Origin of the sequence: Marinifilum caeruleilacunae, from assembly GCF_013141825.1 — a bacterium.
Lineage (GTDB): Bacteria > Bacteroidota > Bacteroidia > Bacteroidales > Marinifilaceae > Marinifilum > Marinifilum caeruleilacunae.
The window spans coordinates 63,697-80,093 of the sequence record NZ_RZNH01000002.1; the positions used below are offsets into that span (position 1 = coordinate 63,697).

The 16,397-nt window shown below is 38.6% G+C and carries 15 protein-coding genes; 10 read left to right on the forward strand and 5 right to left on the reverse strand.

Features of this window, described 5'->3' with window-relative positions:
- Nucleotides 1–61 precede the first annotated feature (61 nt).
- The 4 genes from ELS83_RS01745 (at nt 62) to katG (ending at nt 4,463) form a co-directional block, all read left to right on the forward strand.
- On the forward strand, nt 62–574 hold the full coding sequence (locus ELS83_RS01745; protein WP_171593790.1) for a hypothetical protein: 513 nt from the start codon (nt 62–64) through the stop codon (nt 572–574).
- Nucleotides 571–1,152 carry a Crp/Fnr family transcriptional regulator gene (locus ELS83_RS01750; protein WP_171593791.1) on the forward strand — a complete coding sequence of 194 codons (582 nt, stop codon included), beginning with the start codon at nt 571–573 and terminating at the stop codon, nt 1,150–1,152. The genes ELS83_RS01745 and ELS83_RS01750 overlap by 4 nt, the downstream gene beginning before the upstream one ends.
- A 50-nt stretch (nt 1,153–1,202) precedes the next feature.
- Nucleotides 1,203–2,069, forward strand: a complete 867-nt coding sequence (locus tag ELS83_RS01755; RefSeq protein WP_171593792.1) for an SDR family oxidoreductase — start codon at nt 1,203–1,205, stop codon at nt 2,067–2,069.
- A gap of 177 nt (nt 2,070–2,246) precedes the next feature.
- Complete coding sequence (gene katG, locus ELS83_RS01760; protein WP_171593793.1) at nt 2,247–4,463, forward strand: catalase/peroxidase HPI; 2,217 nt, start codon at nt 2,247–2,249, stop codon at nt 4,461–4,463.
- Between the two features lie 31 nt (nt 4,464–4,494).
- On the opposite strand, the gene ELS83_RS01765 is transcribed toward katG, so the two are convergent.
- Entirely contained in the window at nt 4,495–4,791 is a 297-nt protein-coding gene (locus ELS83_RS01765) for a hypothetical protein (protein ID WP_171593794.1), read from the reverse strand.
- Nucleotides 4,792–4,974: 183 nt separating this feature from the next.
- Between ELS83_RS01765 and ELS83_RS01770 the strand changes: the two genes are divergently transcribed.
- From ELS83_RS01770 to ELS83_RS01785, 4 genes are all read left to right on the forward strand, one after another.
- Complete coding sequence (locus tag ELS83_RS01770) at nt 4,975–5,247, forward strand: transporter suffix domain-containing protein (RefSeq protein WP_171593795.1); 273 nt, start codon at nt 4,975–4,977, stop codon at nt 5,245–5,247.
- A 1-nt stretch (nt 5,248) separates the two neighbouring features.
- Nucleotides 5,249–5,707 carry a TspO/MBR family protein gene (locus tag ELS83_RS01775; protein ID WP_171593796.1) on the forward strand — a complete coding sequence of 153 codons (459 nt, stop codon included), beginning with the start codon at nt 5,249–5,251 and terminating at the stop codon, nt 5,705–5,707.
- 359 nt (nt 5,708–6,066) lie between these two features.
- A complete protein-coding gene (locus tag ELS83_RS01780) occupies nt 6,067–7,839 on the forward strand; it encodes a transglutaminase-like domain-containing protein (RefSeq protein WP_171593797.1) in 1,773 nt (590 codons plus the stop codon).
- Nucleotides 7,808–9,841, forward strand: a complete 2,034-nt coding sequence (locus ELS83_RS01785; protein WP_171593798.1) for a DUF3858 domain-containing protein — start codon at nt 7,808–7,810, stop codon at nt 9,839–9,841. The genes ELS83_RS01780 and ELS83_RS01785 overlap by 32 nt, the downstream gene beginning before the upstream one ends.
- A 109-nt stretch (nt 9,842–9,950) precedes the next feature.
- Here the strand turns inward: ELS83_RS01785 and ELS83_RS01790 are convergent, their stop codons facing one another.
- From ELS83_RS01790 to ELS83_RS01805, 4 genes are all read right to left on the reverse strand, one after another.
- A complete protein-coding gene (locus ELS83_RS01790; RefSeq protein WP_171593799.1) occupies nt 9,951–10,610 on the reverse strand; it encodes an NAD(P)H-binding protein in 660 nt (219 codons plus the stop codon).
- A gap of 5 nt (nt 10,611–10,615) precedes the next feature.
- Entirely contained in the window at nt 10,616–11,395 is a 780-nt protein-coding gene (locus tag ELS83_RS01795) for an SDR family NAD(P)-dependent oxidoreductase (RefSeq protein WP_171593800.1), read from the reverse strand.
- A 245-nt stretch (nt 11,396–11,640) separates the two neighbouring features.
- Entirely contained in the window at nt 11,641–12,405 is a 765-nt protein-coding gene (locus ELS83_RS01800) for an MBL fold metallo-hydrolase (RefSeq protein WP_171593801.1), read from the reverse strand.
- 86 nt (nt 12,406–12,491) lie between these two features.
- Nucleotides 12,492–13,070: a Crp/Fnr family transcriptional regulator gene (locus tag ELS83_RS01805; RefSeq protein WP_171593802.1), complete on the reverse strand. Its 579-nt coding sequence runs from the start codon at nt 13,068–13,070 to the stop codon at nt 12,492–12,494.
- A gap of 175 nt (nt 13,071–13,245) precedes the next feature.
- Here ELS83_RS01805 and ELS83_RS01810 point away from each other — a divergent pair, with 175 nt between their 5' ends.
- A complete protein-coding gene (locus tag ELS83_RS01810) occupies nt 13,246–13,707 on the forward strand; it encodes a nuclear transport factor 2 family protein (RefSeq protein ID WP_171593803.1) in 462 nt (153 codons plus the stop codon).
- A gap of 258 nt (nt 13,708–13,965) precedes the next feature.
- Nucleotides 13,966–16,389, forward strand: coding sequence for a DUF5916 domain-containing protein (locus ELS83_RS01815; RefSeq protein WP_171593804.1), 2,424 nt, complete (start codon nt 13,966–13,968; stop codon nt 16,387–16,389).
- The last annotated feature ends 8 nt before the right edge of the window (nt 16,390–16,397 follow it).

Genomic DNA, 16,397 nt, shown 5'->3' on the forward strand with positions numbered 1-16,397 from the left:
AAGATGAATGCCCTGATAATGACATGGCATAGTAATAAAACAACTCTCAAGCAAACATTAGATGAAACTTCGAATTAAGAACACAAAAATCACAATCTGGACATTATCCATTTATCAAATTATTGGCGGATTACTGGGAATATATGTAACGGCTTATTTAATGACAAGGACACATAACCTAAATGGAACCATCCTGTTAATCTTTCTTCTTGCTGCAGGATTATACCTTTTCTCTATTAAGTCTGGAATCGCATTATTACAAAAAGATTACAGGAAAGGATTGATTTATTCCATGATCAATCAGGTTTTGCAAATCGTTTCCATAGCGGTTGGAGGATATAAGTTTGACTATTTCTCAGGATCGAAATTTACTCTCGGATGTAATTTTACCGATGGTATTTTCTTTAATTTTAATTTCGGACTGACTTCAGAGTTTAATTTCAGCTACAATGTTGATAAATATGAGTATTATCTACATATTAATATCCTTGCTATTTTAATTCTGTATGTTTTAAATGATCTTTATAAAGAACTCTACAGTAAAAGAAAAATCGTTTTGGCAGAAGACGCATGAACAAGTTAATAGAACATATTAAGCAATACGCACCTTTAAACGATGAAGCCATCGAGCTGCTTTGCAAGTCGGTGAGTAAACGAGTATTCAAAAGGAATGATATCATTTTTTCGGAAGGGAAAATATCGGATGAAATTTACTTACTGACAAAGGGCTGTGTAAGATTGTTCTACAATGTTGATGGAACAGACAAAACCGCATTCTTTTACACAGAAGGCCAGTTTATTTGTGCAGGCGAAAGCTATACTTTTAATATCCCTGCCATTGAAAATTACCAGGCTATTGAAGAAACGGAACTCTATGTATTTACAAAAGCAAAAATTGAAGAACTTTTAGGCAAAATGCCCGAAATGGAAATCATTGCACGCATTGCTACAGAAAATGAATTGATCACCTATCAAAAATTGGTGGCTTCCTTTGTATGCAAATCGGCCGAAGAGCGGTATGTCGACTTGCTAAATACACAAGGAGATTTATTTCAGCGTGTGCCCCAACAATACATCGCTTCTTTCTTAGGTGTTTCGCCCGAAACATTAAGCAGAATTAAGAACCGCGTGCACAAAAAACTCGGTTCTTGACGATCGTCAAGTAGAAACTGCCCTGCCTGCCCTAACTTTATAAAAAAAAGATGAAGAAAGAAAAAGTGTTGGTAGCGGGCGCAAGTGGATACCTGGGACAATATTTAGTAAAAGAACTGAAAAAACAAGGCTACTGGGTACGCGTCTTGATCCGCAAAGAAAATCAGAAAAAGAAATTTGAGCAGGTAGACCATTACCATTTGGGAGAAGCTACCGACCCGGCTTCCATCAAAGGCGTTTGCAGCAATATCGATTGGGTTTTCTCCTGTATTGGCATTACCCGCCAAAAGGATGGTTTCACATACATGGATGTAGATTACCAGGCCAACTCCAATCTCTTGAAGGAAGCTTTGCGCGATAATGTGAAAACCTTTCAATATGTTTCGGCCATTCATGGCGATCGGCTTCGTCATTTAAAAATTTTTGAAGCCAAAGAACGCTTTGTAGATGAACTGGTGGCTTCGGGCATCTCCTATTCCATTATCAGGCCCAATGGTTTCTTTTCGGATATGAGAGATTTTCTGGGTATGGCAAAAACAGGAAGAGTATACCTCTTTGGTAATGGACAGTACAAACTAAATCCCATACATGGTGAAGACCTGGCAAAAGTATGTATTGATAAAATGCGTGTAGGTGTTCAGGAAGAAAGCGTGGGTGGAATGGAGATTTTCAGCCAGAATGAATTGGCCGAACTGGCCCTGAAATCATGGCAAAAAGAGATAAAAATTACTCACCTTCCGGACTGGATCAGAAAACTCATCATTTTTCTCCTAAGAACATTTACCTCTTCAAAAACCTATGGACCGATAGAGTTCTTCCTAACTGCCATGAGCCACGACAATATTGCTAAGCCATATGGTTCGAAACGATTGGAAGATTTTTTCTGGTCGGAAGTCCAAAAGAATAAAAAGGTTTAGCCTGCAAAAACAAAATCATTTTTATACTGTTTAAAAAGTAAAACATCACCTTCTGACTTAGATACAAACTCCATTTTTCAAAACAATAATATCATGTAAATATTTAATAATTAATTACATGAATGGATAAACATTTCCGTAAATTTAGGTTTATAGGAATTTTAAACGAAACACAAGATGGATAATAAGGAGAGTTTTACTGAAAAAAATGTAAGTAAATGTCCCTTTACCGGTGGCATTCACAAGCAAACTGCAGGCGGAGGAACCTCTAACCGCGACTGGTGGCCTAACCAGTTGAGATTAGAAATTCTCCGTCAAAATTCCTCTAAATCGGATCCTATGGGTAAGGCATTCAATTATGCCAAAGCCTTTGAGTCTCTAGACCTGGATGCGATTAAAAATGACCTTTACAAGCTGATGACCGACTCGCAGGACTGGTGGCCGGCAGATTTTGGTCATTATGGCCCTTTATTTATTCGCATGGCATGGCACAGCGCCGGAACTTATCGCATCTCCGACGGACGAGGCGGTGGCGGATCGGGCACACAGCGCTTTGCTCCCCTAAACAGCTGGCCCGACAACGGGAATCTCGATAAAGCCAGGTTACTTTTATGGCCGATTAAAAAGAAATATGGCCGAAAAATTTCATGGGCCGATTTAATGATTCTTGCCGGGAACTGTGCCCTGGAATCAATGGGATTTAAAACTTTTGGTTTTGCAGGTGGTCGCGAAGATGTGTGGGAACCCGAACAGGATGTTTACTGGGGTTCGGAAGCCGAATGGCTGGGCGATAAACGATACACAGGCGATCGGGAACTGGAAAATCCGCTTGGCGCGGTTCAAATGGGTTTGATTTATGTGAACCCCGAAGGACCGAACGGAAATCCAGACCCAATTGCTGCAGCTCACGATATCAGGGAAACCTTTGGCCGTATGGCCATGAACGATGAAGAAACGGTTGCACTCATTGCCGGTGGGCATACATTTGGAAAAACACATGGTGCTGCCGATCCTGACAAGTATGTGGGCAGAGAACCCGCCGCTGCAGGAATTGAAGAGCAAGGTTTGGGATGGAAGAATACCTTTGGCAGCGGAAATGCCGGGGATACCATTACCAGTGGCCTGGAAGGAACATGGACCACTACCCCAACTCAATGGAGCAACAACTTTTTCGAGAACCTCTTCCAATACGAATGGGAACTTACAAAAAGTCCGGCCGGGGCTCACCAATGGAAACCAAAAGGTGGCGCCGGTGAAGGAACTGTGCCCGATGCACACGATCCGTCGAAAAAGCATTGCCCAATTATGCTGACAACAGATTTATCTCTGCGCGAAGATCCTGACTATGAGAAAATATCGAGGCGGTTTTATGAAAATCCAGGGGAATTTGCCGATGCATTTGCCCGTGCATGGTTCAAATTAACGCACAGGGACATGGGGCCAATTTCAAGATACCTGGGTCCAGAAGTTCCGCAGGAAGAACTCATCTGGCAAGATCCGGTTCCAAAGGCCGATCATCCGATGATCGACAATAAGGACATTAGCGAATTAAAAAATGCCATTCTGGATTCAAACCTGTCTATTTCTCAGTTGGTATCTACAGCTTGGGCTTCGGCCTCTACTTTCCGTGGATCGGATAAGCGTGGAGGTGCCAATGGTGCACGAATCAGGCTGGAACCTCAAAAAAACTGGGAGGTAAACCGTCCGGCTGAATTGGCTGTGATTCTGAATCACCTGGAAAAAATTCAGCATACTTTTAATACGAAACATGGCAAGAAAGTGTCGATGGCCGATATCATTGTACTTGGAGGTTGCGCAGCTGTTGAACAGGCTGCAAGAAATAGTGGATTCAACTTTACGGTGCCATTCAGTACGGGACGTACCGATGCCACGCAGGAACAAACCGATATCGATTCATTCGCCGTATTGGAACCAATGGCCGATGGTTTCCGAAATTACCTGAAAGGAAAGACTCGTGCTTCTGCCGAAGATTTACTTGTAGACAAGGCACAGCTGCTAACACTTACACCTCCTGAAATGACTGTTCTTTTAGGTGGTATGCGAATGCTTCATACGAATTTTGATGATTCAGATCGAGGGGTATTCACCAGGCAGAAAGAAAGTTTGAGCAATGACTTTTTCATCAATCTGCTCGACTTTGGAACCACCTGGAAATCGGTTTCGGAAGATGATTCACTATTCGAAGGTCGCGACCGAAAAAGTGGAGAGCTGATTTGGACTGGAAGCAGGGCCGACCTGATTTTTGGTTCGAACTCGGAACTTCGTGCTCTTGCCGAAGTTTATGCCAGCGAAGATGCTAATGAACAGTTTGTACAAGATTTTATTGCTGTATGGAACAAGGTAATGAACCTTGATCGATTCGATATAAAATAAGAAGAAGATTTGAGATAAAACGGAGGTGATCCTATGATTGGATCGCCTTCTGTTCTTTGGAATCGTTGATCAGATCCAATAGAAGGTCAACAATGTGCTCTGAGCTGCTTTTCTTCAATTTCTCGTGCATGCACAATTGTACCATGCCACTTTCGCCACGGTACACAAAGCGCCCTATGCTTCTGCAATTGTTTTGAGAATACAAAAGAATCTGATTAATGGTGGTTCCCTTTGCATCACTGTACAAACATTCCATCTTCCAGAAAATATTACGATTCTCTTTCGATAGCTTATTCAGTAGATTCAATATGATGACTTTATCAACCATGCCACGAATTTTTACGCACTTGTTAAATCATTTCATAGCGTGTGTTCAAGCTTTTGATATCAATCGGAAGATGCTGAGGTAGTAATGATATAACGTTTCAAAGGGAAAATAGTTGTAAATCAAACTATCGATTTTTGACTTAAGCACTTTAAATTGAATGAAAAAAACATTAGCTTCATAGGTATGAAAAAGAAGAACTGGCAAATCAAACTGGGAATCATTTTAATGATCGCCTGCATTCCATTTTTCCTGATCCTGCCCGTAATCCCATTCCTGGAATTAGAGGCCAAAACGAAAATTACCCTCTCTACCATTTCCCTCGTGATTGGTGAGGTTTTGTTTTGGGGTGGTGGAATCCTGGTAGGCAAAGAACTTTTTGTGAAATACAAATCCTATTTCAATCCTAAAAACTGGTTCAGGAAAAAAGATCAGGATACAACAACTAAGCCTCAATAATATGATATACAGACTCCTACTATTCCTACTGATCAACTTTGGCGCTTTGGCCATTGGCAGCATTTTTACAAGCAAAGGTGTACCTTCCGAATGGTATGCAGGACTCAACAAAGCTCCATGGACACCCCCAGGGTGGACATTTGGATTGGCCTGGAGCACAATCATGATCTGCTTTAGCTTTTACATGGCCTATTTGTGGCCAAAAGCAGAAAACAGGAACCTATTGATCTTGCTATTTGCCCTGCAATGGATTCTGAATGTAAGCTGGAACCCAACTTTCTTTTACTTCCATTTTGTTTTGGCCGGACTTCTGGTCATTCTCCTTCTTACTTTGCTCACAAGCTTCTTTCTGCTTTATTATACTTCCACCTTAAAGTGGAAATCACTGTTTATTCTGCCCTACGTGCTTTGGCTATTGGTAGCAACTTCTTTAAATGCCTATATCTTGCTAAAAAACTGATGCATACAAAAACAAGATGAGGCAAAGTGGCTGCATATAGGATATGCAAAAATAATTTGATGAATAATGGAGTGCTGGTAAAACTCCTTTGAGGCAGGAAGTATACCTTATTTTTTCTACACAAATAATTACAGATCGAAATAAATGTAATTCTAAGTATTAGTATGCGATTAAGCTACTAAATACAAGCCAATTTGCACTTGCTATTTAAAATCAATATGATTTATTATGTCATTAAAATTCGTTATATTTAAAATGACACCTGTTTAATTTATTATAAATCATTCTAAGCCCCCTAGCCTGTGAATATCCCCTCAAGCAAACTAATTTTTTTGCCCTTTTTTTTCCTCTTTTCCCTTATGGGATTTTGCCAGGACATCCCAATTCAATTGTTAGAAGAAGAAGTGATCATTCAAAACGATTCATCTTTTGTCCGAAACATTAGTGTGCACTTCAAAAAAAATTCGGAAGATTTTGTTTATCCCATATTTTACGATCGCGAATTGGAAGAAGTAGAGAATTTGCGTGTTGAGATCAAAAAAGGAAAGAAATACAAAGCTTTTAAACATCAGGCCATTGCCAGCAAAGACATTGACACGGAATACATTACCAGTAAAAGAATCAAATCCATTGCGGTTCCGGCCGAAGAAAATGCAAAAGTAAGCTACAGTATACATTGCAAGGAACTCATGTATTTTACCGATTTGCGACTGTTCTCATTTCATGATGTAGATAGCATAAAATACAAAATTACGGTACCAAAATCGCTTCATATGGCAAGAAACCTGATTTACCAGGATTCCATAAAATTCTTACAAGTAGATTCTGTTCTTCTTGATACTGCCATACAATGGAAAATCAAAGCTGTACCCATTAAAATTAAAGCTGATCCTCTGGCTTTATTTGGTATCTACAGAAACCTGAAAGTTCCTTTGTTCAGAACCATTATTACCCCTACAGAATATATCGGTAATGAAACTGCATATATGAACCATTGGTACCTAAACAAACTTGAAAAAAGAATAGGGTTGGATTCTCTGGCCCTTCGAAAAATTGATTTGTTAACAGAAGGAATGACCGATAGCTTACAAATCATTAAAAGCCTTTACAAATATGTTCGATCCAATTTTAAATATGTTGCCATAGAAATAGGAATGGGTGCCTTCATTCCTTCCCACGTGAACGAGGTGTATCGTCATAAATATGGTGATTGTAAAGATTTATCAAACTTTTTATCGGAAGCACTTAGACACAAGGGAATTCGCAGCGACATTGCGCTGGCAGCAACTTTCAATCATATCAGCAATTGCGATTTTCCTTCCCTGGTGTCAGCCAATCATGTAATTTGTGTTGCCTATTGCAATGGCAAAAAAATCATTTTAGACCCTACCGATCCGATCCATATCATGGAACAGCCGGTTCAAAGTCTTCAGAATCGATCCATTTTGATCATTAATAAAGATGGTGGTGAATTTCTTTCTGTTGAAGGATTTTCTCCCCGGCAAAATCTCATTGATTACCAGATCAAGCTACAGGTGAATTCTGACCAAAATGCCATAGAAGGTGATTTTCATGTCTCATATAATGGTCTTTCAGGTAACTATTTAAAGTATTCGCTTTACGATCAGAACAAAGACAAGAGAAATAAAATTTGTACAAAGTATTATGAATCGGTTTTCAACCAGGAGAACATTGGTGAATTGAAATTATCCGACTCTCAGGATCCATTGCAGGCACAGGGAAAAATATCAGTAAAAGGAAAACTTTTCAAGGATAAACACAACAGTCTGCTCTTCCTCGATTTCTTACCTCGCCTGGTGGAAAGTGTGGAAAGAAAGATGCTTTTGGAGGGAACATATCTCGGACATACCTGCCACAAAAGAGTAAAAATTCAAATTCAATTGCCCGATGAGTATAAAGAATTTGAGCCCATCAAACATGAGATCACAAAAGAGAATGTTTCACTACATATGAGAATCGAAAAACATGAAAATGGCTTGCTTGAGTGTAATTATGACTTTGTTCTCAACCATATATTCATCGATAAGCACAACAAGGAAGCAATCAACCATATTCTAAAATCCTTCAAAGAAATTACCAATGAACCAATTATACTTCAAAAGAAAGGCTAAATTCTATTTTTTTGCCAGTCTATTCTCTCTGTGCAGTTTGAGTACATTTGCTACGGATACCATAAGCAATCAAAACAAGAGCAATAAAATAACAGATGCCGATGCTTACATGCTTTTTTCGAGCACCGATGTTACCTATAACCGAACCTGGTTAGAATTCTCGAGAACCATAAAGTACAAATGCAAAATGGTGGTAAACACAAGAACAGGTGTCGATAAGTATGCCTTCTTCAACCTGATGCCATCTGTGAGAAATAAATTTGACCAACTACAAATCAACACATTAAAAGCTGATGGCAGCACAGTACAACTGGATACGAGTTTGCTGTTTAAAAACAAAACAGATGAAAAATCTTTAGAGATGATTCATTATCCCATTCCCGGCGTTGAGCCAGGTGATACCATACATACCACCTACAGCTATACCGATATCCTGGAAAAAAATGAAATGATTGATTTTGTGGATTTATTTCATGAAGTACCAAGTTTGTACACACAATTTAGGGTGAATACAGCACCTGGACTTTGGCTGCGTTACAAAAGCTACAATGGTTTCCCCGATCCGGTAACTACCGTAAGCGACACAGTGGCCTCATGCACCTTCCGCCAAAAAAAGGTAAGAGCCATTAACACAAATCAATACACCTGTGCTCCTTGTGAACTGCCCTACCTGTATTACTCAATCGAAAAAGAAAAAAATCATTTGAGAACATGGAAGGAAGTCTACAACCAGGAATTCAATATCATTACTCAACCCATTCGTATCGATCTTGAAAAATCATCTTACTATAAAAAATGGAAGAAAAAGGTCTTGGGTAAAGCAGTTGACAGTAGTAAATATCATCAGTTCAATCTGCTTCATCAGGAAATCATCAATCAAATGGGAATGCAAGCCCCAACACGCGAAGAGTTTTTAAAAACCAATGGCTACTTTTTAAAGAAAAAGCATTTCGATCCAATTAGTATTCGTAGGATGTATCGCCAGTTATTGGAAGATTTGGAGATTAAGTATTGGGCAGTTTTTGCAAGAAGCAAAAGATCGGGAAAAATTGATCCCTACTACATTCGAAGAGGCGAATATGATCATGTCTTTTTTGCTTACGAAAATCCAAATAATGGCCTTACATTGCTCTATCCACATACCGAAGATCATTACTATCAAATTAACGAAATCCCAACAGCACTGTACAATACCGATGCCATTATTGCTCGTCCTGCAATTGATGAAAAACTAAGAAGAACCGATAAATTCATCTCCTATGATCTTAAAATGGCCCAGGTAGATTCAGTAGCTGTGAATGTAATTAAGCTGCCTTGCATGACCTCCAACAGAAATTTTATCAAGCAAATTTATTATTGCAATGTCAATTTAGAGAAGAAAGAAACCACTTTTAAATCGAGACTTTCGGTTTCAGGTGGGATGTCGACCGATATCAGGAGTTTTTATGGAATGCTGGGAAAAAACAAAGAAATGAGTGATTACTATGAGGCCTTATCTGAATTTGAAGGAGATAAAACAGACGTAGAAATAGATAGCATCACCAGCTTTCATTTTAAAAATGAAAAACCCTTCCTTTTTAGTGTAAATGCTGAAGGACATATAAAAGAGTCGGTTCACTTTTTAAATGATAGTATTGTAAGTATTTCTCTTGAAAATTTATTGCTGCATAACGAGATAAACAGTGAATTGGATTCCCTGGATCTAAACTACTACCTGGATTTTGCATTTACCGATTTCTGCATGTATTCATTTAAATTTCCATGCAATGTTGAGCTAATCAGTCAAGCCGAAGTCAATAAAAATTTCGCCAACAAATTTGGCGAATACCTATTCATTATGAATGTTTTACATGAGAATGAAATCATCCTGAGATCGAATTATAAAATTAAATCCGATATTATCGAGAAGAATGAATATGAGGAGTTGAAAGCTCTGAATGAATTGGTGAAAGACATTAAAAATGTTCGGATACTTGTAAAGCTAAAATCCGTTAAATCTTAAGTCAATGAGCCGGTTGCAATATCCAAAAAGTAAAAGCTGTTTTCAAAAAATTATCATCCCCACCAATCATATGTTAGTGAGGATGAAGGGTATAGATCAATTAAAACAATTAAACGGATTCTATAAATTGTAAAATGTCTCGGTTTTCAAGAACTTTTTTAGGCGTTCCACGCAATCCTGCTTTAAACATCGCGTAAGCAAGTTCGGTTGATTTGATGCTTGCATTTTTCCCAAACAACTTTATTAGCGGATACAATCTTCGCGAAATTCGGTACGAAAAATTAGGCTCCTTTCTTTTCTTTACAGGATAAATGTAGCCTGGACGAAAGGTGTAGGCATTGTTCAAATTGGCAAACATATAATTTTCTGCCATTCCTTTGTACCTGGCAAAAGACATGCGACTTTTCTCGCTGTTATCAGCTCCTCCTCCACTCAAAAAGCAAAAGTTCGCATTCGAACTGTGTGCTTTTAGATTGTCCACAAACTCATTGCTGTAATCCACTGTGATCTCCCTGAAAATTTGATCGGGAACAGCACCTGTATACACCCCGATGCAAAAGTACACCGCATGTACATTTTTAAATTCCTCTACATATTCAGAGTAATCTAAAAAATTGGAAAGAACAATTTCCTTCAATTTCGGATGCTTTATGCCTGAAGGCTTTCGAACAAAGCTTGTTACCTTATCAATTTCCGATGATTCCAGGCAGTGTTCCAACACAATTCCACCTGTCATGCCACTGGCTCCTGTAATAATTACATTCTTCATCTTGCTTAATTTACAGCATTAAATTTACGCATTTGCTCAAGAATCAGCTTCTTAGGCGTAATTGGAATAAAAGAAAGCATCAGCTTTTGCATAAAAGTTAAGCCTGATATCACATCCATTTTTCCTTTCATCATGCCCTTGTAGCCATCTTCGGCCACACTTCTTGCACTTACTGTTTGCTGAAAACCGATTGATTTGTCCATGCCCGATACTTTGGCAAATTCGGTTTCCGTAGCGCCAGGCAATAATGCCGTTACCGTGATATTGGTATCGTTCAGCTCATTGCTAATGGCATTGCTGAAAAATGTTACGAAAGCCTTTGTGGCAAAATAAACCGCCTGTAACGGACCTGGTGCAAAACTTGCAGTCGATGAAACATTCAAGATCTTCCCTTTGTTTCTCTTGAGCATATCATCTAAAAAGAATCTTGTTAAGGCAGTTAAAGTCACAATATTCAGTTGAATCATGGCCAGGTCATCTTCCCACTTTCTCTCGTGAAATTTCCCCTGTCCACCAAAACCAGCATTGTTCAGTAAATACTCCACCTCAATGCCTTGCTTCTTTACTTCATCATACAATTCCAAAGCAGCTTCGCTTTTCGATAGATCTTTGGCAATGGTATAAACCTGTACTCCATACATTTCTTCCAACTCTTTTTTCAGTTCCTCCAGTTTGTCTTTTCTCCTGGCTACAATTACCAAATCGCCACCTTTTTCGGCATGAATTTTTGCCAATTCTGTTCCAATACCTGCCGAAGCTCCTGTAATTAATGCTACCTTTTTCATCTTTTCAATTTTTTAGTACAGAAACTCACAAGTAAATTTTAACCAAGTGCATGAAGTCTCCAATTAAAATTTACAAGTTCGTTTCATACAATCAACCACATTACATTCTTCTGTGATAATGCATTTACAAAATTAGAGCAGCACAAAAACAATAAAGGATAAGGATTACTGAATCTTGTATACTTATTACTGAAAAAGCCCGATAGTGATCACTACCAGGCTTTTTCCTATCTATTTTTGAACCATTAGAACTCAAAACTTTCTCCATCCTCAGGAACAAATACCTTATCGGATAAGTGATTTGTATGCAAGTCTGTATTCAGTTTTTCCCTGTTGTAAGGACAATGGTTTACGGCTTCCATATGGTTGGCATAAACTTTACCCGGAGCATTTCGAATAAATTTAATCACATCAGTCGGATCCATAATTAAAGGTCTTCCAATATCGAATTGAGCAGCTCCACTGGCTACCACCGATAAATCTGGTTTAAACACTTCGAAAACCTTGTCTACATCGGGTGTATAAATGGTATCGGCACTAATGTATAAACTCGCCTGATCTGGTAAGTCAACAAAATATCCCATCACATCGCCAGCTGGTTTGGCCACCCAGCCATAACCATGCCTTGCCGGGATTCCGCATACCTTACCGCCCAAAAACTCTTGGTTCTCCCAATATTGAATGCTTTGTTCTATTTTCAAGCCCTGTTTTTCCAATTTCTTCTGATCGATATAGCTGCAAAACACAGGAATCTGCCTCTCCTTCAAAAACTGAATTCCTGCCTTATCGATATGATCGGGATGATAATGCGTAACAAGGCAATGCGTTACTTTATCGAGAATTTCCTGGCTGTTTGCCGGCATTTCGATTATTGGATTCTTGAGTGCCTTGTGGCGGAAAAAGGCAAATGGAGGCATTGATGCTTTCCTGCCCAGCATTGGATCGATTAATATAAAATGATCATTTGCTTCGATCACAAATGTTGCGTGTCGTAAATGATGTATTTTCATGATATTGACATTTTTAATTCTAGTTACAAAATTAAAATGCCAAAATCCACTTTTCATTGATTCAAATCAAGAAAGGCGAATATTTGCTATTTAGAGGCGATTTTTTTCCTGATTCGACTTAGGGTTTCAGGAGTAATTCCCAAAAAGGAAGCAATATGGTATTGCGGCACTTTTTGCAGGCATTCAGGAGAATTCTCAAAAAGCATCTGGTACATTTCTTCTGGTTGTTTGGTCAGGCGAATGTATTCAAATTCTTCACGCTCTTCCAGTAATTTCTGAAAGGTCTGATCGATAAAGGATTTTCCACAAGGATACTTATCAAGCAACTGCTGAAACCTGTCTTTCCCAATAATAAGCAACTGTACATCAGTCAAACACTCCTGATTTTTCCTGCTTGGAAGCAGATTATTGAAGGAAGAAAAATCGGTGATAAACTGGGCTTTGGTATAGAAATTTATATTGGTTTCCTTCTGATCGTTGGAATAAAATTCACGAACCACACCCCTATTCAGGAATCTTAATTTCGAATCTACCGATTTCTCAGTGAGCAAACGCTCTCCTTTTTTGAAATTGCTTTCGCTAAAGGATTCAATCAATTCTTTTAAACCTTCCTGGTTCAAGGGAAAATCGGTATCGAAAAAATGATATAGATGTGTCGTGTTCATTTACTCATGCGCTTTATGCAAATATAAATCTTCTGGAATTGAATCTAAGGCAAGTGGAAAATATTCTTTGTTCAAATTCCGATTTGTCTTATATTTAGCTTTGTAAAATTGATACTGCTATTAACCACCTTCCAAATTTACCAAAGTATTTTACTCATCCTAAAAATCAAAAAAAATGAAAAAAATTGTGTTTTTGTTTGTAGCAACTATGCTATGTTCAGGAGTTTTTGCTCATGATCTAAAAAAAGAAAAAGAAGCAATTAAAAAAGTAATCCAGACTGCTTATGTAGATGGTTTGCAGAACGAAGGTGATTTGGACAAGATCGATTCAGGTATTCATCCTGACTTTAGATTGATTGGTATTGGTGAAGAAAATAGCATGTGGAGCTTGCCAATTGACGAGTGGAAGAAAAGAACCAAAAAGAAAAAAGAAGATGGGAAATTTCCTCGCACAGGAGAAAAGAAAGTGAGTGTTACTTTTGAATCTATCGACATTACGGGTAATGCTGCCGTAGCAAAAATTAAGTTTTTTGTTGGTAAAAAATTAACTTATGTTGATTACATTGCATTGTATAAATTCCCGAATGGATGGAAAATGGTAAACAAAATCTATTACAAGTTTCCTGAGAAAAAATAATTAAAAACATACCAATGACATGGATGATGTGGATGAGACACCAGTCGGGAAATCTGCAAAATTCATGTCATTTGTTTTTGGACGAACGCAGCCTTTCGAAGTACCATTTACCATTATCCAGCCCTAAATGCATTCATACTTCAAATTGATCTTTGTAAACCGCAAAACAGCACTTTAGCTTAAAATAATTGCCCGTAAGTTTTCACTTTCTCATATTTGGTATAAAGCAAACTCAACCACCAATATTACTGCTTACCAATGAAAGAAAAAACAATCATCCTACTTCTGATATTCTTTAGCTTTAACGCAAGTCTCGCTGCACAAAAGCGAAAACAGTTTCACATTAAGCGCAGCAGTATTGCACCTAAAATTGATGCACAATTGAGCGATAGCACCTGGTTACAGGCTGCCAGTATCGAAGACTTTATTCAACAGAGCCCCTTTAATGGTGATAAGCCCAGCGAACGCACCATTGTTAAAATGGCATACGATGATGATGCCTTATACATTGGCGCACAACTGTTCGATTCACAAGCCAATCAGATTTTAACAGAATATGGAATTCGGGATGCAGGCGATCAGTTGAATGCCGATTTATTTTCGGTGGAACTAAATCCATGGAACGATAGCCGAACTGCTGTAGAGTTTATGGTGAGCGCTTCGGGCATTCAAATGGATTCCCGAAATACCATTCATGCCATGAACAAAGCCTGGGATGCCGTTTGGGAAAGTGAGGTAAAGCTTTATGATTGGGGTTGGGCTGTCGAGATGAAAATCCCCTACTCTGCACTGCGATTTCCCAAAAGTGATATCCAGACATGGGAAGTAAATTTCTTTCGTTTGATTAAGCGCAAAAACGAAGGCATTACCTGGAATTTTGTTGACAAGAATGTATATGGATGGTTGAACCAAGCAGGCGAACTACATGGCATTAAAAATATTGAACCGCACACTCGCTTGTCTTTTACGCCTTATTTAAGCACCTATCTTGAAAAGGAAAGCAATGAAAGTTTTTCGACCGCGCTAAAAGGTGGCCTGGATGTAAAATATGGAATCAACGAAAGTTTTACTCTTGATATGATGTTGATTCCAGATTTTGGACAGGTAGAGTCGGATGACCACTTGCTGAACCTGGGGCCATTCGAAACATTTTACGATGAGAAAAGATCATTCTTTACCGAAGGAATGGAATTATTCAGCAAAGGTAATATCTTCTATTCTAGGCGATTGGGCGGCACGCCAATTCGAAAAAATGAAGTTTGGAATCAATTATCAGAAAATGAAATTGTAAGTGATAACCCAAATGAAACCCAATTGTTAAATGCAACAAAACTATCGGGCAGAACAAACAAGGGACTGGGTATTGGTTTTATCAATGCCATGAATTCCAATGAGTATGCCAGTATAAAGGATACTGTATCAGGGAACAAACGTAAATTCTTAACACAAGGCTTTTCTAACTACAACATGTTGGTTCTCGATCAATCTTTTGGCAATCAATCTTTCCTGAGTTTTGCAAATACCAATGTGGTGAGCAATCGCTCTGATTTCAAATCGAATGTAACGGCCACCGAATTTAAATTTACCAACAAAGCGGAAAGCTATGCGCTTTCGGGGAATGCAGCCATTAGCAATGTGAAGAATTTCGAAGATAAGGAAACAGGTTACCGTTACTACCTTCAGTTTTCGCGAATCAAGGGTAAATTTCAGTTTGATCTGATTCATACCATAACCGATGAGAAATTTGATCCCAACGCAATGGGTTACCTTGAAAAAAACAACGAGTTTACCAATTTGCTTCGATTTAAATACAATTTGTACCAACCCTTTGGCATATTTAACGAACTGACCAACATGTTGCAGGTGGTACAAAACAATTTGTATTCGCCCAATGAATTTGCCTCTCTTGAACTTTACTGGAATACAAATGCGGTATTTAAAAATTATTCAAGCCTGACATTTGAAAGCAGTTTTACGCCCGTTCCTAAATATGATTTTTATGAACCCAGAATTGAAGGCTGGAAGTACAAAGAACCTATCGATTACTGGTTTAGCCTCACACACCGAACAGATACAAGGAAAAACCTGGCCTTGCAAACGAAAATTGCTTACTGGAGAGGTACAACCTTTAACAAGGAAAGCTATTGGATCGAATTCACACCACAATGGAGACTTGGCGACAAATTGTTCCTGTCTCATGAATTCGCTTTCCAAAGCAATAAAAACAGCCTGGGATTTGCCGATACCAATGCCGATGCCAGTGAAATTTATTTCGTGAACCGAGATATCAATACCATATCAAACACTTTTGAAGGCAGGTGGATTTTTAATCGAAAATCGTCTTTGAGCCTACGCGCTCGCCATTATTGGTCGGAGGTGGAACACAAAGAATCCTACCTGCTGAGAAGAAATGGTACAATGAATCCCGACACAGATTACAGCAATCAGAATCATATTAATTACAATGCTTTTACGGTAAATCTTGCCTACAATTGGGAATTTGCCCCAGGCAGTAACTTATCGCTGGTATGGAAAAATAACATTCAGGCAAGTAACTCCAGAGTCGATCAAAACTATTTCGACAACCTGGCTGATATCCTGGAAAGCGATCAGTTCAATAGCATCTCTCTCAGACTCTTGTATTATCTTGATTTTCATCAACTGAAAAAGAAGCTGAAATAGATGAAGTT